Annotated in this window: 17 protein-coding genes; 11 read left to right on the forward strand and 6 right to left on the reverse strand. The window is 63.3% G+C overall.

Annotated elements, in window-relative coordinates; genetic code table 11:
* Positions 1 to 82 precede the first annotated feature (82 nt).
* Positions 83 to 1,249, forward strand: coding sequence for a mandelate racemase/muconate lactonizing enzyme family protein (locus HV744_RS17760; RefSeq protein WP_175150764.1), 1,167 nt, complete (start codon positions 83 to 85; stop codon positions 1,247 to 1,249).
* 193 nt (positions 1,250 to 1,442) lie between these two features.
* Here HV744_RS17760 and HV744_RS17765 read toward each other — a convergent pair whose 3' ends face one another.
* From HV744_RS17765 to HV744_RS17775, 3 genes are all read right to left on the reverse strand, one after another.
* Positions 1,443 to 3,188: an alkaline phosphatase family protein gene (locus HV744_RS17765; RefSeq protein ID WP_217469135.1), complete on the reverse strand. Its 1,746-nt coding sequence runs from the start codon at positions 3,186 to 3,188 to the stop codon at positions 1,443 to 1,445.
* Between the two features lie 293 nt (positions 3,189 to 3,481).
* Positions 3,482 to 4,411, reverse strand: coding sequence for a dihydrodipicolinate synthase family protein (locus HV744_RS17770; RefSeq protein WP_175150765.1), 930 nt, complete (start codon positions 4,409 to 4,411; stop codon positions 3,482 to 3,484).
* Positions 4,412 to 4,452: 41 nt separating this feature from the next.
* Positions 4,453 to 5,451 (reverse strand): 2-hydroxyacid dehydrogenase, encoded by a 999-nt coding sequence (locus HV744_RS17775; RefSeq protein ID WP_175150796.1) that lies wholly within the window; start codon positions 5,449 to 5,451, stop codon positions 4,453 to 4,455.
* Positions 5,452 to 5,595: 144 nt separating this feature from the next.
* On the opposite strand from HV744_RS17775, the gene HV744_RS17780 reads away from it, so the two are divergent.
* The 6 genes from HV744_RS17780 (at position 5,596) to HV744_RS17805 (ending at position 11,784) form a co-directional block, all read left to right on the forward strand.
* Positions 5,596 to 7,335 carry an IlvD/Edd family dehydratase gene (locus HV744_RS17780; RefSeq protein ID WP_175150766.1) on the forward strand — a complete coding sequence of 580 codons (1,740 nt, stop codon included), beginning with the start codon at positions 5,596 to 5,598 and terminating at the stop codon, positions 7,333 to 7,335.
* A 54-nt stretch (positions 7,336 to 7,389) separates the two neighbouring features.
* On the forward strand, positions 7,390 to 8,133 hold the full coding sequence (locus HV744_RS17785; RefSeq protein ID WP_175150767.1) for a GntR family transcriptional regulator: 744 nt from the start codon (positions 7,390 to 7,392) through the stop codon (positions 8,131 to 8,133).
* A 32-nt stretch (positions 8,134 to 8,165) separates the two neighbouring features.
* Entirely contained in the window at positions 8,166 to 8,972 is an 807-nt protein-coding gene (locus HV744_RS17790) for an NAD-dependent epimerase/dehydratase family protein (protein WP_175150768.1), read from the forward strand.
* 97 nt (positions 8,973 to 9,069) lie between these two features.
* Positions 9,070 to 10,119: a LacI family DNA-binding transcriptional regulator gene (locus tag HV744_RS17795; RefSeq protein WP_175150769.1), complete on the forward strand. Its 1,050-nt coding sequence runs from the start codon at positions 9,070 to 9,072 to the stop codon at positions 10,117 to 10,119.
* Positions 10,120 to 10,744: 625 nt separating this feature from the next.
* Positions 10,745 to 11,488, forward strand: a complete 744-nt coding sequence (locus HV744_RS17800) for a c-type cytochrome (RefSeq protein WP_175150770.1) — start codon at positions 10,745 to 10,747, stop codon at positions 11,486 to 11,488.
* Positions 11,489 to 11,604: 116 nt separating this feature from the next.
* Positions 11,605 to 11,784 (forward strand): hypothetical protein, encoded by a 180-nt coding sequence (locus HV744_RS17805; RefSeq protein ID WP_175150771.1) that lies wholly within the window; start codon positions 11,605 to 11,607, stop codon positions 11,782 to 11,784.
* Positions 11,785 to 11,878: 94 nt separating this feature from the next.
* Here the strand turns inward: HV744_RS17805 and HV744_RS17810 are convergent, their stop codons facing one another.
* Together HV744_RS17810 and HV744_RS17815 are read right to left on the reverse strand one after the other, a co-directional pair.
* Positions 11,879 to 12,163 (reverse strand): DUF4148 domain-containing protein, encoded by a 285-nt coding sequence (locus HV744_RS17810; RefSeq protein ID WP_175150772.1) that lies wholly within the window; start codon positions 12,161 to 12,163, stop codon positions 11,879 to 11,881.
* Positions 12,164 to 12,323: 160 nt separating this feature from the next.
* The gene (locus HV744_RS17815; protein ID WP_175150773.1) at positions 12,324 to 12,758 is read right to left on the reverse strand and encodes a winged helix-turn-helix transcriptional regulator; all 435 of its coding nucleotides are present in this window, start codon (positions 12,756 to 12,758) and stop codon (positions 12,324 to 12,326) included.
* Between the two features lie 145 nt (positions 12,759 to 12,903).
* Here HV744_RS17815 and HV744_RS17820 point away from each other — a divergent pair, with 145 nt between their 5' ends.
* From HV744_RS17820 to HV744_RS17835, 4 genes are all read left to right on the forward strand, one after another.
* A complete protein-coding gene (locus HV744_RS17820; protein WP_175150774.1) occupies positions 12,904 to 13,902 on the forward strand; it encodes an aldo/keto reductase in 999 nt (332 codons plus the stop codon).
* A 74-nt stretch (positions 13,903 to 13,976) separates the two neighbouring features.
* Positions 13,977 to 14,231: a high-potential iron-sulfur protein gene (locus HV744_RS17825; protein WP_425497755.1), complete on the forward strand. Its 255-nt coding sequence runs from the start codon at positions 13,977 to 13,979 to the stop codon at positions 14,229 to 14,231.
* A gap of 71 nt (positions 14,232 to 14,302) precedes the next feature.
* Positions 14,303 to 14,755 carry a (2Fe-2S)-binding protein gene (locus HV744_RS17830; protein WP_175150797.1) on the forward strand — a complete coding sequence of 151 codons (453 nt, stop codon included), beginning with the start codon at positions 14,303 to 14,305 and terminating at the stop codon, positions 14,753 to 14,755.
* Positions 14,755 to 17,019: a xanthine dehydrogenase family protein molybdopterin-binding subunit gene (locus tag HV744_RS17835; protein ID WP_175150776.1), complete on the forward strand. Its 2,265-nt coding sequence runs from the start codon at positions 14,755 to 14,757 to the stop codon at positions 17,017 to 17,019. Before HV744_RS17830 ends, HV744_RS17835 begins: the two co-directional genes overlap by 1 nt.
* Before the next feature lie 4 nt (positions 17,020 to 17,023).
* On the opposite strand, the gene HV744_RS17840 is transcribed toward HV744_RS17835, so the two are convergent.
* Entirely contained in the window at positions 17,024 to 17,428 is a 405-nt protein-coding gene (locus HV744_RS17840; RefSeq protein ID WP_175150777.1) for a helix-turn-helix domain-containing protein, read from the reverse strand.
* Positions 17,429 to 17,769 lie beyond the last annotated feature (341 nt).

Genomic DNA, 17,769 nt, shown 5'->3' on the forward strand with positions numbered 1-17,769 from the left:
TCGTCGCCCGCCTGCGACGGTACACCTTGCCGCGCGACCGGCCCCGTGAGCGTCGTTATCTTTTTCGAGTTGATCTACTGCTATGAATCAAGTCAACGTTGAACCTGAGCAAGCCGACTATCAGACCAGTTCGCGGATCGTTTCCGTGGAGGCGCGCACGATCCGCGTGCCGCTCGACCACCACACCGCATTCTCGACCCGTCTCGTCACGGCCCGCGACTACACGGTCGTGCGCGTCACGACAGCCGATGACCGTCACGGCATCGGCTTTTGCTACAGCGGCAGCCGCGCCGGCATGCTGGTCACGTATGCCGTGCGTGAATTGTTCGCGCCGCTGTTGCGCGGCAGCTGCGCGCTCGATGTCGAAGGCTTGTGGCGCGCGATGTACGACGAGTCGCTGCTGCAAGGGCGCGCCGGCGCGGTCATGCGGGCGCTGTCCATCATCGACATCGCCTTGTGGGACCGCAATGCCCGCGCCGCGGGCCTGCCGTTGAGCCGCTATCTCGGCGGCACGTCCAGCGCCACGGTGCCGGCCTATGCGAGCGGCGGTTACTACCTCGAAGGCAAGACGCCCGGGCATCTCGGCGAGGAGATGGCGAGCTACGTGGCGCTGGGATTCAGCGCCGTGAAGATGAAGGTAGGGCGGCTCGATCCGCGCAGCGAGGAAGCGCGGATCAGGGCGGTACGCGAGGCCATCGGCGACGACGTGCTGCTGATGCTCGATGCCAACAACGCGTGGTCCGACGTGCCGACCGCGCTGGAATACATGCGCCGATACGAGCCGTTCAATCCGTACTGGATAGAAGAACCGTTCAGTCCCGACGACATCGAGAGCCATGCGCAACTCAGCCGGCGCACGCCGGTGACCGTTGCGACCGGTGAGATAGAAGCAGGGCGCTGGCGGCATCAGGAACTGCTCGACAAGCGCGCGGCGCTGATCCTTCAGTCGGACGCGGCGGTATGTGGCGGGATCAGCGAATGGCGGCGGATTGCGGCGTCGGCCGCGGCCGTGGGGGTGACGATGTGCCCGCACTGGTTCCACGATCTGCACGTGCATCTGGTGGCATCGACGACCAATGCGCGCTATGTCGAATTTTTCCCCGACGATCAGGTGCTGAATTTTCGCCGGCTGGTGGATACGCAGCTCTCGTTCGCAGACGGCAGGCTGATCGTGCCGACGCGTCCCGGCCTCGGATTCGATTTCGATGAAGCCGCGCTGAACGAATACGCGCTGGACGATTGGTCGTGAATGCGCAAGCACTGACGGAACTCAGATCGGCAGCCCGGCGGCCAGTATCCTGTCCCGTTGTTGGGTAGGAATTGCTTCACATGGTTTTCGCGAGACCCCCAATTCGCCTGAAAAAGAAGGGCTGCTGCCGCAAGGGCGAAACCCCGCCGCAGGCAATGCCTGCGGCGGGGTTAGCTGTCATGCTTCAGTCGTTTCAGTCGTGGCGCTTGCCGTCGTCGCTGTCACCCTTGACGACCACTCCGGTGACCTGATCGAGGATGAGAGGACGCAGATTCGGCTCGCGCTCGAAGTCGAACATGTTATCGAGCGAATTTGCATGCCGGTCGACGGATCCCGTACCTGCGGGAGGAGCAACTGGGCCATCGATGAAGCCGAGTTTCCAGTTGTCCTCGATGAAACGAAGCACCGAGGCCTGCTGAGTCAGCGTGTGATCGACGAAGTTCGATTTCGCCCAGGGCGAGATCACAAGCAGAGGCTGGCGTGGGCCGAGGCCGCAGCGCGCGGCGTCGGCACCGGGCTGCGGCGTGCCGCAATTGCCGGGGCCGAACAGGAAGTCGGCGTTGGTCGCCGACGGGGTCAAGAGCGGAGGCATGACGTGATCGTACCAGCCGTCGGAATCATCCCAAACGATGATGATCGCAGTGTCGTGCCAATAGCGAGACTGCTGGACGGCGTTGATTGTCTTCACGAGGAAGGCTTGTTCGGCGAGCGGATCGGAGTTTTGCGGATGGCCGTATTGATAGACCGGCGCCTTCACGTAACTGACCGAGGGCAGCGAGTTGTGGGACAGCGCCGTGTCGAAATCCGAGAGGTCGTACTGGTGGTTGGCCTGGTCGGTCTTGCCAATCATTTCCGCCGAGCTCGGCCGCAGATGGTGCGGGTTGCGCGTGCTCGCATATTTCATGAAAGGAGTAACGCCGGTGCTGTAGTCGTTCTCGAGGACATGCACGTCCGGACCCGGGTTCACGCTCGGGTTCTGCACGTTATAAGTGACGCCGTTGATCTGCACTTGATGGGCGACATGCTGGGAGCCGCAAACCGCGGGCGCAGATACATTGCCGTTCGCATCGAACTTCGCGGGCGTGGTGGGCAGGAAGCCACCCTGGAAATAGCCCCAGGTCACGTTCTTCTCGTTCAGGAGATCGCCGACATTCTTGCCGGTCATTTCGAAAGTCCGGCCCTTGCCGCAATCGTCGAGATAGCCGGGGAGGTTGGCGTCGGTCAAGGTTATCGAATGATCCGCCGGATTGACGTAGAAGCCGCTGGTGTCGGGGTTCTCGGGGTTGGCGGGATCGTGAATGATGATCCCATGCGTGTTGCCCGCAACGATATTGGCATGGCCGGGCACAGTGGGGCCGTAGGTGGTGGAAAAGGAATTGTCGCTCATGGCGTAGTGCTGAGCGTAGTTCCACAGCGCCTGGACGGTGTTGCCGTCGTAATAATTCATGATGGTTGAGCCGTCCACGGCGCAGCCCGGGCCCTTGCCGGTGGCCGTCTGCGGGAAGCGATCCACAGCCCCGCCATCGTACGCCTGCTGCTCGGGCTCGTAGTTGTGGGCCATATCGCAGGTGTAGGCGTCGGCGGGGCGAAGCCGCGTGGGGTTGGCGGGGCGTCCGGACAAGCTCCAATTCGGATTGCTCCGCAGCAAGTCCGGCGTCAGGACGTTGGCGGCCGGCGTGCCGGGGCGCGCCACGAATTTCGGCGCGGGCACACCAACCCAGCTCTGCTCGCCGGGAATATTCGCCGCGTGCGGATAAGTCCCGAAGAGATTATCGAAAGTTCTGTTCTCGGGAATGATGACCACGACGTGCTTGATCGGCGTTCGCGTATCTTCGCGATGGTTGTCCCGATCACCATCATCGGCGTGAACGACGGAGGAGAAAAGCAGCAGCGACGCAGCCGATGAGAACAGAGTTCTACGGATAGTTTGACGAAGCACGGGGTACCTCTTTGCGCGGGGGGGGAGAATTTATCCTCAATTTATCGATGATTTGTGTCAACCGTGTGCTTTGAAAGCGGTGACCTGAAGAACGGCGGCACGCTCGAGCACGCCGCGGCGATGGTGAACCACGCGTCGGCCCGTACCACTCAGCTGGACGACCGGCGAAACGACGAGATCAGTCTGGATCGCCGATAGAGTGCGATCGCCTCGCGTAGCGTTCAATGCAAGCAGCTACGGTTAGCCAGGTCCGCCGGTTGCGCATGCAGCCGGCGGGTACTTCTTTAACGACATCAGGCGGTGACTTCGATGCCCGGCATCGAGAAGCCGGTCTCGCGAAGTGCGGCGGCAAGCGCATCGCATTGCGCCGGCGTCAGATCGACGAGAGGAGGCCGCACGACGCCCCAGCCGGCATCGTTCGAATACACGCCGATCGCGGCTTTGAGCGCAGGGATCATCGGGAACCTGGCGAACACCGCACGCGTGGCATCGAGTGCTGCCTGACGGCTGTCGGCATCGGCCGATTGCCAGTGACGATACAACTCGACGATCGCCGCCGGATTGACGTTTCCGGTCGCCGTGATGCAGCCGACGCCGCCCGCACGCAGGGTGGCCAGCAGAAAAGTTTCGCTGCCGGCGAACACATCGAAGCCTTGCGGCTGGAAGCGCTCGAGCATCGCCTGGGTGTTGCGCCAGTCGCCCGAACTGTCCTTCACGCCGGCGATCACGCCAGGGAAAGCGGCCAGCAGCCGCTCGATCAGCGCGAGGCTCAGCGGCACCTGGGACACGGGTGGGATGTGATACAGATAAATGCGCAGCGCGGCGGAGCCCACGCGCTCGATGATCTGCGCAAAACTGCGGAACAGGCCTTCGTCAGTGACGACTTTGTAGTAGAACGGCGGCAACATCAGCACATTGTTCACGCCCAGCGACAGCGCATGGCGTGTCAGTTCGACCGTGTCGGTGAGTGCCGAGCAGCCTGTGCCCGGCATCAGGCGATCGACCGGAATCTCCGCGCCAACCAGCGTGTCGAGCAACTTCATTTTCTCGCCTGCCGCGAGCGAATTCGCCTCCGAGTTGGTGCCGAACACAGCGAGTCCGACGTCCTGTTCGATAAGCCACCGGCAATGACGGATATAGCGGTCGTGATCCGGAAGAAGGTCTTGTGTGAACGGCGTGACGACGGGCGAGTAGACGCCGCGGGGCCGGTTGACTGAGGTCATCGCGTGTTCCTTTGGGTGGAAGTGAGGAGGTTTCGCGCCATTCAGCCCGCGCTCTGTCGCGCAGATGAGCGGGCCTGTAGCGCTTCGGGATTGACACAGGTCGACGAGAGCTTGCCGTCGAGTGCATCGACGAGATTGCGCACTGCGCGCATGGCCATGTTTTCGCGCGTCTGTCGCGTGGCGGAGCCGATATGCGGCACCGCGACCACGTTGGGTAACTGGAGCAACGGCGAGTCCGGCGACAAGGGCTCGCGTTCGAACACATCGAGACCGGCGCCGAGAATGCGGCCCTCCCGCAGATGCGCGATGAGGGCGGCTTCGTCGACGACCTGGCCGCGAGCACAGTTGATGAGGATGGCTGACGGTTTCATGGCCCCGAGCTCGGCGCTGCCGATCAGGCGCTCGGTGGCGGGCGAGAGCGGCACGAGCACGCAGACGAAATCCGCGGTCGCGAGCAGTTCGGGCAGCGGGCGCCATTGCGCGCCGTAGCGCTGCTCGGCTTCCGGGTTGCGGGAGCGGTTGGAATAGAGCACGTCCATGCCGAAGCCCAGGGCGGCGCGCTTCGCGACCGCGCTGCCGATGCGCCCGAGCCCGACGATCCCCAGCGTTTTGTGATGCACGTCGACACCGAATTGCGCCTCGCCCACCGTTCGCGTCCACTGGCCGCGCCGCGTCCAGTCGGCGAGTTCGGCAATGCGCCGGGCGGTCGCGAGGATCAGGCTGAAGACGAGGTCGGCGGTGGTTTCGGTGACTTCTTCCGGCGTATTCGTGAGAACGATGCCGCGGCGCGAGAGCTCCGGCACATCGAAGGCATCGAAGCCGGCCGAGATGGTGGACGCGACCTGAAGCAAGGGCGCCGCATCGAGGATCTCGCGCGTGATCCTGAGGTTGTTGCCGACCATCCCGTGCGCCGTGCCCAAGGCGTGCATGAACGGCGCGAGGTTGCCGGATGAAACGTCGACCAGTTCGACGGAGCAGTGCTCACGAAGAAGCCCCAGCACAGCAGGAGGCAACGAACGATAAGCCACGACATGCTTCATGAAGACCTCGGGGGAATGCTGTTGGAGAGATTGGCTACGCGGCATCGAACACCACGAAAAAGAACCGCTTGCGGAAGCACTATAAATATCGTTAAGATCATCGTCAAGATTATTGATAATCTCATCGGAAATCTAGGAGCGACAATGAGCGAGAAGAAAAGCGGCTTGCGCCAGGGCCTGACGAACTACGGGGATGAGGGTTTTTCGCTGTTTCTGCGCAAGGCGTTCATCAAGGGCGCGGGCTATACCGACGACGCGTTGTCGCGTCCAATCGTGGCGATCGCGAACACGGGCAGTGCCTACAACCCGTGCCACGGCAACGCGCCGCAATTGATCGAGGCGGTCAAGCGCGGCGTGATGCTGGCTGGCGGGCTGCCGGTCGAATTCCCGACGATCTCGATCGCCGAGAGCTTTTCGCATCCGACCAGCATGTACCTGCGCAATTTGATGTCGATGGACACGGAGGAGATGATCCGCGCCCAGCCGATGGATGCGGTGGTGCTGATCGGCGGCTGCGACAAAACCGTCCCGGCCCAGTTGATGGGTGCGGCGGCGGCGGGTGTTCCCGCGATTCAACTGGTGACGGGCGCCATGCTCACGGGCTCGCATCGGGGCGAACGGGTGGGGGCATGCACGGACTGCCGCCGCTTCTGGGCGAGCTTTCGCGGCGACCAGATCGACGCGGCCGAGATCGAAGCGGTCAACAACCAGCTCGTCGCAACGGTCGGAACCTGTTCGGTGATGGGAACGGCCAGCACGATGGCCTGCATCGCGGAGGCCCTGGGCATCATGCTGCCGGGCGGTGCGTCCGCGCCTGCGGTGACCGCCGATCGCATCCGCATTGCGGAGCGCACCGGCGCGCAGGCGGTGGCGATGATCGGGCGGGATCTGAGCCCGGCGGCAATCCTGACGCCCAAGGCGATCGAAAACGCTTTGCGGGTGCTGCTCGCGATTGGCGGCTCGACCAACGGCATCATTCACCTCACGGCCATTGCGGGCCGGCTTGGGATTCGCATCGACCTTGCGCAGCTCGACCGGATGGCGCGCGAGACGCCGGTGCTGGTCGATCTGAAGCCGTCGGGTCAGCACTACATGGAAGACCTGCATCGCGCCGGCGGTTTGACGACCGTCATGCGCGAGATCAGGAGCCTGCTGCATCTCGATGCGCTCACCGTGACCGGCCGTACGCTCGGCGAAGAACTCGACGCCGCGCCCGCCAGCTTCCCGCAAGACGTGGTGCGTCCGTTCGAGCGCCCGATTTTCCCGCAAGGCGGTATCGCCGTGTTGCGCGGCAATCTCGCGCCGGGCGGCGCGATCATCAAGCAGTCGGCTGCCAGCGCCAATCTGATGGAGCACGAAGGCCGCGCCGTCGTCTTCGAGGATGCGGAAGATCTGGCACGCCGGATCGACGATCCCGATCTGGACGTTCAGGCGCACGACGTGCTCGTGCTCAAGCGGATCGGGCCGGTGGGCGCGCCGGGGATGCCGGAAGCGGGCTACATTCCCATTCCGCGCAAGCTCGGCCGGCTGGGTGTCAAGGATATGGTGCGCATTTCGGATGGCCGCATGAGCGGTACGGCGTCCGGTACGGTGGTGCTGCACGTCACGCCGGAAGCGGCGATCGGCGGTCCGCTGGCGATCGTGCAGACCGGCGACCGGATTCGCCTGAGCGTGGCGCAACGCTCGATCGAGCTGGCCCTCAGCGACGAGGAAATTGCCGCGCGTCTCGCCGCCTTGCCGGCGCGTGAGGCCGATCCCGGGGAGCGCGGTTATCGCAAGCTGTTCCTGACCACGATCACCCAGGCGGACGAGGGCTGCGACTTCGACTTCCTGCAAGCCACCCGCATCACCGCGACCGTTCCCGGCGATGGCAACCAGGTTTAACGGCCCCCTTTTTTCGTATAGGCTCGCGGCTTGGATCAATTTGCGGACCCTTTCATGACCAACGCTGCCAAGCCCAAACGCTCCGATGCACCCGCCGCCAGGACGGTCGAGCGCGACCGTCATGTCGAGGAGACCTTGCGCAGCGTCGCGGACGAACTCGAGGAGCAGATCGTCCTTGGCGTGCTGCATCCGCGAGAACGGCTCGTGGAAGACGATTTGTGCGAGCGCTTCAACCTGAAGCGCCACGTTGCGCGGCTGGTGCTGGCGGAAGTGGAGCGGCGCGGGCTGGTCGAGCGCCGCAAGAATGTCGGCGCACTGGTCAAGTCGTACACGCCGCGCGAGGTCACGGAGCTCTATGCGCTGCGCGAGTTGCTTGAAGCCGATGCAGCCAGGCGCATCGTGTTTCCGGTCAGCCCCGCGGCGCTCGATGCGTTGGCGGCCATCCAGGTGGAGCACGACGAAGCGGCCAGCGCCGGCGATTTGCGGCGCGTGTTCCGCGCGAACATGGCGTTCCACCATGCGTTTTTTGCGTTGTCGGAAAGTCAGGTGCTGACCGAGGCGATTCGCGAGTACGAGCGCAGGACGCATGCGATCCGTTCGGTATCGATCGTGTTTCCGCAGTACCTTGAGAAGGCGCGGGCGGAACACCACCAGATGATCGAGGCACTGCGCACCGGTGACCGAGATTCCCTGATCAGGCTGTGCCGGGAGCATCTGGTGCCGTCGCGCGACGCCTATCTTGAAGCGCAACACCGCCGCTCGGCTGGCTACGCCGCCCAGAAGGGCGAAACGGATTAAACGGCTTTTACCGTATGACACGGAGAGGTTCAATGACTCGAGTACTGATTACCGGCGCGGCCGGTCACATCGGCCGCGTACTGCGCGCCGGCTTCCAGGGCCACTATGCGCTGCGCCTCGCGGACATCGCGCCGCAAGCCGACGCGCAGGCGGGCGAGGAAATCGTGAGCGCGGACATCACGCGGCTGGAGGAACTCCTGCCGATCATGGAGGGCGTGGACGTCGTCGTGCACCTGGCCGGCATTCCGGACGAGGCGCCCTGGGAGCGCATCCGCGACATGAATATCGAAGGCTGCTACAACGTGTTTGAAGCGGCGCGTCGCGCGGGCGTCAAACGCGTGGTGTTCGCGAGCTCGAACCATGCCGTGGGTTTTCATCGCCGCGACCGGATGATCGATAACGCCGTCGAGCCGCGCCCGGATAGCCGCTATGGCATCTCGAAGGTGTTCGGCGAGGCGCTGGGCCGGATGTACGCCGACAAGCATGGCATGTCGGTCGCATGTATCCGGATCGGCTCGTTCCGCCCGGATGACCAGCCCACCGCGCCGCGCCACCTCTTCACCTGGATCAGCCACCGCGACATGGTGCAGGTGGCGCGCCGCTGTATCGACTATCCGGACTTTCACTTCGTGGTTGTGTACGGCGTCTCCGCTAACGCGCGCAATCGCTGGGACAATGCCAACGTGCGTTTTCTCGGCTTCGAGCCGCAAGACGATGCCGAACTGCACGCGGCGGAGATCGCCGCTACCGGCAAGGTGGAAGATGCGCGCGAGGCGCTTTTTCATGGCGGTTTTGGCTGTCTCGTCGAGTTCGACGGCGATCCGCAGCGGATCGACTAGGCGTGACGGGTCCATCGCCGCAAGGTGTGCGTCGCGTTATAGTATGCGGTCATCAATTGGCATCCTTCATGACCCTACGACGAGAAGCAGGTGGACGTTGAACACAGAACTAAAGAAGCGGGCGCCGCGCCGAAAGTCCAATGCGATTTCCGTCATGGACGTCGCGCGGGCGGCCGGGGTATCCACGGCGACCGTATCGCGTGTCCTTAACGGCAACGGCACGGTCGCGCCGGCATTGCAGGACCGGGTGCGCGAGATCGCGCAGAATCTTGGCTACACACCGCACGCGGCCGCCCGGGCGCTCGCCTCGCAGCGCTCGAAGATTATCGGCGCGGTGATTCCCTCGCTCGAAAACCAGAACTTTGCGCTGGGCGTATTCGCGCTTCAAAAACGCATCGGCGAAGCGGGTTATACGCTGCTTCTGGCGTGTTCGTATTACGACCAGGAGGACGAACTCAAACAGGTCCGCGCGTTGATCGCCGATGGCATTGCCGGACTGATGCTGGTCGGCCGCAGTCATTCGCCCGCGCTGTACGAACTGCTCGCGAAGGAGCGGATACCGCTCGTCAACGGCTGGACCGTCGATCAGCATCATCCGTACGTTGGCTTCGACAATGTCGCGGTGGGGCGGCGGATCGCGGAGTATCTGCTCGATCTCGGGCACGTGCACTTCGGCATGATCACGCAGATGACCCAGCACAGCGACCGCGCAGCCGATCGCATCATGGGCGTGCGCACGGCTTTGCAGACGCGCGGGCTCGAGCTGCGTCACGAGCATCTGATCGAGATGCCGCACAAGATCATCGAAGGGCAGATGGCCATGCGTGCGCTGATGCAGGGGCCGGTCCGGCCGACCGCTGTCATTTGCGGCACCGACCTGCTTGCCGTGGGAGCGCTTGCCGAAGCGCACGAAGCGGGCATCGACGTCCCGGGCGAATTGTCGATTGCCGGTATCAACGACATCGAGTTCTCCAGCTTCACCACGCCGCCGCTCACCACCATGCGCCTGCCCGCGGATGAAATCGGCACGCGCAGCGCTGAATACCTGCTCGCGCATATAGAAGGACGGCCGGTCAGTTCGCAGAATATCGTGCCTACCGACCTGATCGTGCGTGGCACGACGGGGCGGGCGCCGGGCAGGGGGTGATCGCGCGTCGCGACGTCGTTCATCGCTGGACTGACCTATTCTGATAGCTGTGCTAACTACCTAAGTCCATGATCTCGCAGCATGGACGCTCACTGCGCGCTACGCGTTTTCTGGACCTCCTGCAGGCGTCGACGTTGCACCAGCCCTGGTTGCCGCGCGTTGGCACCGAACAGCCCGGGCGCGGCGAGCACGGATCGAACCCGGATGCAAATGGATCGACAGTTCACGCGAGCGCCGCGTAAGCGGAGGGGACCGTCAACGGCCTGAACGGGCCTGTACCTTGTCTTCCGCTCGGCCAACCCATGCGACTACCAGGGCCACGCCAGCGAGGTCGCCGTACCCGTTGCGGCGGCGCGCTCGTTAACGGCACGTGATTGCCTGGCTAACGAACGAATTAACTTTGAGAAGAAGTGCTGCCGGATAACTACGACGTTGCCGTCCGATTACAAATTCGTTATCCAATCTCTCCATCGATTGCCATCGAGAAGGAGCAAGCCCTTATGCATGGCCAATCCGTGAGAATTGATAGCCGTTGCCAATGAGCTTCATCGAAAGAATCAAATTCACCTGGGAATTGCTTATCGACAGACTGGGCAATTCTCATCGGTCTCAGGTGGAAAGCCAGATGCTTCAGATCATCAAGCGATTCGATTCTCGCAGTTCGTACGACAGGTCTCGCGCAAAGGGTGCGCAGCGCGTGAAGGCGGACTCGTATCTTCGACATCTCATTTCGCGCGCAGCACGCGTGGGTCTGATCGCGTCACTCGGTGCGTTCGGGAGTACGTGCTTTGCGCAGAGCAATGGTGCGATCGCGGACGCGAGCGCCTCTGCGAAGGCGCCGTCCATTACGACGTGCGTCGCGTGTCATGGTGCGCTGGGTGCAGGGAGTGAAACGGGTGCGCCGCGCCTGGCAGGGAACAATCCGGATTACCTCGCACACGCGCTCTCGATGTTCAAGGCTGGCACCCGTGCGAGCGCTCCTATGCAGGCGGTCGCGCAGAATCTGTCGGATAGCGACATGCACGCGCTCGCCGCGTTCTTCTCAAATCAGCATCCGCCGCTTGTCAAAGCTTCACAACCGCCATCGCCGGAACTCGTCATGGCGGGCAAGCAACTCGCAGAAACAGGGGTGGGCACCAGCGTTCAGGCGTGTTTCAGTTGCCATGCCGCTGGTGGCAAAGGCAATGGCGCGCGTTTCCCGAGTATCGCGGGTGAGCCGGCTGCTTTTACCGTGGCCCGTTTGCACGAATTCCAGGCGCGTGCAAAAGCCGCTCCCGCGAAGCCAGGAACGATGACGGCAATCGCAGCGACGCTTGACGACACCCAGATCGAGCAGGTGGCCGCGTATCTGTCCGTTACCGGGCGCTGAGCTTCGTTCATGCGGTGATCTTCTGACTGACGCTGCCGATATGCAGCTGAAGACAAGGGCAAGAACGGCGTGCCGGGCTCGCTTCAGGAACCAGCACTCATGAAGCGGTTGGCCTGATGGTGGACTACAACCTGCCGCCGCGTACGGATGTGTACGTGCAGCGCATGTATCAGCGCGTTGCGGGCGCAAGCGCTGTTGCTTCGCCGTTCAACACGGCGTTCATAACGGATGCGGATGCGCCGTCGTCGACGGCAAATCAGATGATCACGCGCGTCGCGATCCGGCATAAGTTCTAACGCCGTTACGCGTGCTGGGTGCGTATCAGACAGGCGCCGTCCCGCGCGCACGTAAATCCGTTCGTGCGCGCGAGCGCGGCCGTTTTTGTACGCGTCATTCCGACGTTCCGCCCGAGCCGGCCGGATTCGCGGCGGACGCCATCGCATCGCTGGAACCGTTCTTGTGCCGGATCGCGTAAATCTCCTTGTTCCGGGCGATGGTCACAGCCGAAGGCGGATAGTCGTTGTTGCGCGTGGGCACGAGTCCGTCGGCCTCTGCCTGCACCAGTTGCGCGCGTACCTCGGCGCGCGTGAGCTCGGGCGTGGTGGATTGCGCGAAAGCATTGGCGCCAAAAACGAGGCCAAGCGCGGTGACTGCAATCGAGGTCGGCAAATTCATGGTGTCTCTCCAGAACATTTCAAAAAAGCGTGGATATGTCCACGTGATCTATTCTGGTGTTTTGACCTGTCCCGACTCTGACCACCGGATTACGGTTCCGTCATCTGGCGCGCCACGCAGCGACACATCGTCCGGGGTCCGAACTATCGCCGCCGTCGCGCTATGCGGCAGGCTCACCACGCGCAAGAGGGCGATCCGTGCGCGGTTCGCCGCGATCGAACCGCCGTCGCGCCAGTTCCATTTCGGTCATATGGGCTTCGACCCAGTCCCAGATCCCGCAGATCTTGTCGAGCAGGCTGCGCCCCAGCGGCGTCAGCTGATAGTCGACACGCGGCGGTATCACCGGATGCACGTAGCGCGATACGAGACCGTCGCGCTCGAGTTGCCGCAAGGTCTTCGTGAGCATCTTCTGACTGACGCCGCTCACGGCGTCGCGTAGCCGCGAGAAACGCATCTCGCCGTGCGTGCCTAGCGCGTCGATGATGAGGATCGTCCACTTGTCGGCGATCTGCTCGATGATGTTGCGCGCGAGGTCATCGGTTTTTTTCTGCGGGTTCTCGTCGGCGTTAAGGCCGTCGTAGCAATTTGTTTCCATGGGGAAAGTATGAAACCGTGGGGTGCCTTCTTGTGATCGTCGAATGTGGCTGAAATAATCGATTCGTCTGCCCGTCCATTGGGCACGTCGCATTTTCTCGGACCGCATTCGACACGGATGCGGCGCTTCAACCAGAGAGCATCGCATGACTATTGAAACAATCGAAGTTGAAGGTTTAGCGACACCGGTATCGCGCATTGGCCTGGGCACCTGGGCGATCGGCGGTTGGATGTGGGGCGGCACCGATGAGAAGGACTCGATTGCGGTGATCCGCCGGGCGCTCGACAGCGGCGTGAATCTGATCGACACGGCGCCGGCGTACGGGTTCGGCGCGTCGGAAGAAATCGTCGGCAAGGCGCTGGCTGATGGATATCGCCACAAGGCAGTCATCGCGACCAAGGTCGCTCTCGAATGGCAGGACGGCAAGGTGTTTCGCAATTCGTCGCCGGCGCGCATCCGTCACGAAGTGGAGGATACGCTTCGGCGCTTGCGGACAGATTACATCGACTTGTATCAAGTCCACTGGCCCGACCCGCTCGTGCCGATCGAGGAGACCGCCGCGGTGCTGAATGACCTGCGCAAGGAAGGCAAGGTGCGCGCGCTGGGCGTCAGCAATTTCTCGCCCGCGCAAATGGATGCGTTCCGGCGGGTGGCGCCGCTGTCCACCACGCAGCCGCCTTACAACCTGTTTGAGCGCGACATCGACCGCGATGTGCTGCCCTATGTGAAACAGCATGGGCTGGTTGCACTCGCCTATGGCGCGCTGTGCCGCGGACTGCTCGCGGGACGCATCGGGGTGGCGACAAGCTTCGAAGGCGACGATCTGCGTCAGCATGACCCGAAGTTCCGCGCGCCGCGTCGCGAGCAGTATGTCGCGGCAGTGAAAGCACTGGACGTGTTCGCGCGGGATAACTTCGACAAGTCGGTGCTCGCGCTTGCCGTGCGCTGGGTGTTGGACCGCGGCCGGACGATCGCGCTGTGGGGCGCACGCCGTCCGTCGCAACTGGATGGACTCGAAGCCGCCTTCGGCTGGCGCCTTGACGACAAGGCCTTCGCGCAAATCGACGCGATCGTCGCGCAGTTCGTCAAGGACCCCGTGGGTCCGGAGTTTATGGCACCGCCGCAACGCCTGCTGGCGGCGTGAAAAGGAGTTCATTGACGATGCGAACCAATCGACGAACCTTCATTATGTATACCGTCGGCGCCACGGCGCTTGCGATGGCCGCAGGGACTGCACGGGCGGCGCCCGCGCAGCTTCAGGAAAGCGATCCTGCCGCGCAGGCACTCGGCTACCGGACCGACGCATCGCGCGTCGATCACGCGAAATATCCCCGCTATAGCGGCAACCAGCGCTGCGCGAATTGCCAGTTCTACCAGGGCAAGCCAACCGACGCGAACGCGCTCTGTGCGCTATTCGGTGCGAAGCAGGTGAGCGGTGCGGGATGGTGCAACGCCTATCAGGCGAGAGCCTGATCAGCGTATGCGGGTGAGGCGATACGACGCATGACGACCTCGCCCCGTTCGCGTCGACTACAAGGAATCCGCTGATGGAACTGATCGTGAACGGCGTTCACCACAACGTCGATGCGGATGCGAACATGCCGCTGCTGTGGGCAGTCCGTGACCTGTTGGGGCTGCACGGCACCAAGTTCGGTTGCGGGGTCGGTGCGTGCGGCGCATGCACTGTCCATCTGGACGGTGTCGCTGTGCGCTCGTGCGTCACTGCACTGGCGGATGTTCAGGGCAAGCCCGTGACGACCATCGAGGGACTTGGCCAGGGTGGCGAACATCCGGTGCAGCGTGCGTGGAAAGCGGCCAATGTGCCGCAGTGCGGTTACTGCCAGCCGGGACAGATCATGCAGGCCGCGTCGCTGCTCAAGCAGACGCCGAAGCCGAGTGACGAGCAGATCGTCGAAGCGATGTCCGGCAATGTTTGCCGCTGCGGCACCTATCAACGCATCAAGGCCGCCATCAAGGCAGCGGCGTCGGAGGCGTGATGAGCGAGATCGTCAATCTGAGCCGGCGCAGGGTGTTGAAAGGGACTTTCGCGGGTGGGGTCGTGCTGGGCCTGCACATCGGCGGCGCCGGACCGGCCCTCGCGGCGAGCGTGCTGTCATCCGCGAATGGTGCGCAAGGAGGTTTCGCGCCGAACGTGTATGTGTCGGTCGCGCCGTCCGGCGAGATCATTCTGGTCGTGCATCGTTCGGAGATGGGGACCGGTATCCGCACCAGCCTCGCGATGATTCTTGCCGACGAGCTCGACGCCGACTGGAACTCCGTCAAGGTCATGCAGGCGCAAGGCGATGCGAAGTATGGCGACCAGAATACCGATGGCTCGCGCAGCATCCGCCAGTTCTTCCAGCCGTTGCGCGAAGCAGGCGGCAGCGCCCGACAGATGCTGGTAGCCGCGGCCGCCGCGCAATGGCGCGTGGCACCGGCGACATGCCATACCGAGCCGGGTCATGTGCTGCATGCGCCCAGCGGCCGGCGCCTGGCCTACGGCGCGCTCGCAGCGGCGGCGGCGCTGCAGCCGGTGCCTGGCCGCGACACGCTGCATCTGAAGGACAAGGATACGTGGCGTTATATCGGCAAGTCCCTGCCGATCGTCGACCTCGACGACATCGTTCACGGCCGCGCGACGTACGGCATCGATGTCGTGTTGCCCCGTATGACCTATGCGTCGATCGAGCGTTCGGCCGTGTATGGCGCGACGCTCAGGAGCGTCGATTCGACAGAAACGATGAAGGTGCCCGGCGTGCTGCACGTCGTTCGAATTCCCGCTGCACCTCTGCCGGCCGGATTCAAGCCGGTGGGTGGCATCGCGGTGGTGGCGACGAATACGTGGGCCGCGCTGCAGGGGCGGCGGAAACTGAAGCTCGCATGGGATCTCGGGCCGAATGCCTCGTATGACAGTCAGGCTTATCGCAAGACGCTCGAGGACACCGCGCGGCAGCCGGGCAAACCCGTCCGGAACAATGGCGACACGGAGGCTGCGCTAAAGGGCGCCGCACACCATGTCTCGGCGGATTACTACGTGCCGCATCTGGCGCACGCAGCGATGGAACCGCTGGCGGCGACCGCGTCCTATGCGAATGGTGCGGTTCAAGTGTGGACCGCGACCCAGAATCCTCAGCAGGCCCGCACGACCGTCGCACAGGTGCTCGGCTTGCAGGAGCAGGCCGTGACGATCAATGTCACGTTACTGGGCGGCGGTTTCGGCCGCAAATCCAAGCCTGACTACGTGGCCGAGGCGGCGTTCCTGTCGCGCGAAGTCGGCGCGCCCGTGAAGCTCACCTGGACGCGTGAAGACGATGTGCGCAACGACTACTACCATGCCGTGTCTGCCCAGCACATGGAGGGCGGCCTCGATGCGCAAGGCAGGACGGTCGCGTGGTTGCACCGGACCGTGTTTCCGTCGATCACGTCGACTTTTAAAGCGGATGTCCGCTATGGCGCAGCGGGCGAACTGGGGCAGGGCGTGACCGACATGCCCTATGACGTCGCCAACGTGCGGTGCGAGAACGGTCCAGCATCGGCTCACACGCGCATCGGCTGGTATCGATCGGTGTACAACATTCCTCACGGCTTCGCCGTGGGCTCGTTTGTCGATGAGCTTGCCGCCGCGGCGCGGCAGGATCCGGTGCAGCATCTGCTGGCGATGCTCGGCAGTCCGCGCCATGTCGATTTACATGCGCTGGGAGTCGATTACCCGAACTACGGCGCGTCGATCGACGAGTATCCGATCGACACCGCCCGCTATGCGGCGGTGGTCCGCGCAGTCGCCGCGCGCTCCGGATGGTCGACTGCATTGCCGGCGCGACATGGGCGCGGGATTGCGGTACATCGCAGCTTCCTGAGTTATGTGGCCGCGGTCGCGCAAGTGCAGGTGGCCGCCGACGGTTCGGTGCGTGTGACACGCGTCGATCTGGCCGTCGACTGCGGGCGCATCGTCAATCCCGATCGGGTTATCGCGCAGTTCGAGGGCGCGGTGGTCATGGCGCTTGGCAACACGCTATATAGTGAACTCACGTTCGTGAACGGGGCGGCGGAACAGTCGAACTTCACCGACTACCGGGTTGCCCGTATCGATTCCGTTCCCCAGACACACGTGTATATCGTGCCGAGCAATGCGCCGCCTGGGGGTGTTGGCGAGCCGGGTGTGCCGCCGACGTCAGCGGCTATCTGCAACGCGATCTTCAATGCGACCGGCCGGCGGATTCGTGCGTTGCCGGTGGATACGGCGCTGCTGAAACGGACATAGAGATTCACCTGCTCGACTTCGACAACCGGTGTCCCAGTCCAAGATTAGTCGCGAGCTGCCACGCGTACACGCGCGAATAGCTCACGCCGAAGCGGACTTTGATCAGTTCGCGAAGCCGTGCGTTGGTCCACGCATCGGTCGGAAAACCGTGGTCGCAAGCAGAGCCGCGGAGCGCGGCTGCGATCCACTCCATCGCGGCGCTGTCGAGCACGGAGGCACGGCCGCCGACACTCATCTTCTGCAGCGCTTCGAGCCCGCCTTCCGCGATGATCGAGCGGTATTTCCTGACGGTGTCGGTGGATAGGTGCAATGCGTCAGCCACTGCGGTGACCGATGCGCCTTCCATCAACATTCGGCCGGCGTTCATCCGCCGCACGACGCTTGGCAGATCTTCTGTTCGGGAGGGCATGTTCAACCTTCCTGGGAGGTCCTGGCACAAAGCCACGCAATGCGGGCGCATTTCCCTCGTCTCTGATCAACCGGTGACGGCGCAACGCATCCGCGTTCGCCATGGAACCCGGTCATCGCGTTGCGCGCCGCTAGCCGAATGCCGATGAAGCGGGCTTGCTGGACAAATCCGCATACGAAACTACTAATAATCGCTTTTGTGGCGTATGTGGGCGTTTGTGTTAAAAACAATTGAACAAAACCGCTGACGCGGTATGGCGGTTGGCCGACGTCCCCGTCATGGCCGGCGCGGCGGACATTCCTTTCCGGGTGCGACGATGACAGTGCAATTCACCGCACCTG

Source organism: Paraburkholderia ultramafica, assembly GCF_902859915.1.
Taxonomy (GTDB): Bacteria; Pseudomonadota; Gammaproteobacteria; order Burkholderiales; family Burkholderiaceae; genus Paraburkholderia; species Paraburkholderia ultramafica.

Coding starts and splice junctions, on each gene's coding strand:
- HV744_RS17820 (WP_175150774.1), top strand. CDS start 12,904: ATGACTATTGAAACAATCGAAGTTGAAGGTTTAGCGACACCGGTATCG.
- HV744_RS17790 (WP_175150768.1), top strand. CDS start 8,166: ATGACTCGAGTACTGATTACCGGCGCGGCCGGTCACATCGGCCGCGTA.
- HV744_RS17785 (WP_175150767.1), top strand. CDS start 7,390: ATGACCAACGCTGCCAAGCCCAAACGCTCCGATGCACCCGCCGCCAGG.
- HV744_RS17825 (WP_425497755.1), top strand. CDS start 13,977: ATGGCCGCAGGGACTGCACGGGCGGCGCCCGCGCAGCTTCAGGAAAGC.
- HV744_RS17815 (WP_175150773.1), bottom strand. CDS start 12,758: ATGGAAACAAATTGCTACGACGGCCTTAACGCCGACGAGAACCCGCAG.
- HV744_RS17775 (WP_175150796.1), bottom strand. CDS start 5,451: ATGAAGCATGTCGTGGCTTATCGTTCGTTGCCTCCTGCTGTGCTGGGG.
- HV744_RS17835 (WP_175150776.1), top strand. CDS start 14,755: ATGAGCGAGATCGTCAATCTGAGCCGGCGCAGGGTGTTGAAAGGGACT.
- HV744_RS17770 (WP_175150765.1), bottom strand. CDS start 4,411: ATGACCTCAGTCAACCGGCCCCGCGGCGTCTACTCGCCCGTCGTCACG.
- HV744_RS17810 (WP_175150772.1), bottom strand. CDS start 12,163: ATGAATTTGCCGACCTCGATTGCAGTCACCGCGCTTGGCCTCGTTTTT.
- HV744_RS17800 (WP_175150770.1), top strand. CDS start 10,745: ATGCTTCAGATCATCAAGCGATTCGATTCTCGCAGTTCGTACGACAGG.
- HV744_RS17780 (WP_175150766.1), top strand. CDS start 5,596: ATGAGCGAGAAGAAAAGCGGCTTGCGCCAGGGCCTGACGAACTACGGG.
- HV744_RS17840 (WP_175150777.1), bottom strand. CDS start 17,428: ATGCCCTCCCGAACAGAAGATCTGCCAAGCGTCGTGCGGCGGATGAAC.
- HV744_RS17805 (WP_175150771.1), top strand. CDS start 11,605: ATGGTGGACTACAACCTGCCGCCGCGTACGGATGTGTACGTGCAGCGC.
- HV744_RS17760 (WP_175150764.1), top strand. CDS start 83: ATGAATCAAGTCAACGTTGAACCTGAGCAAGCCGACTATCAGACCAGT.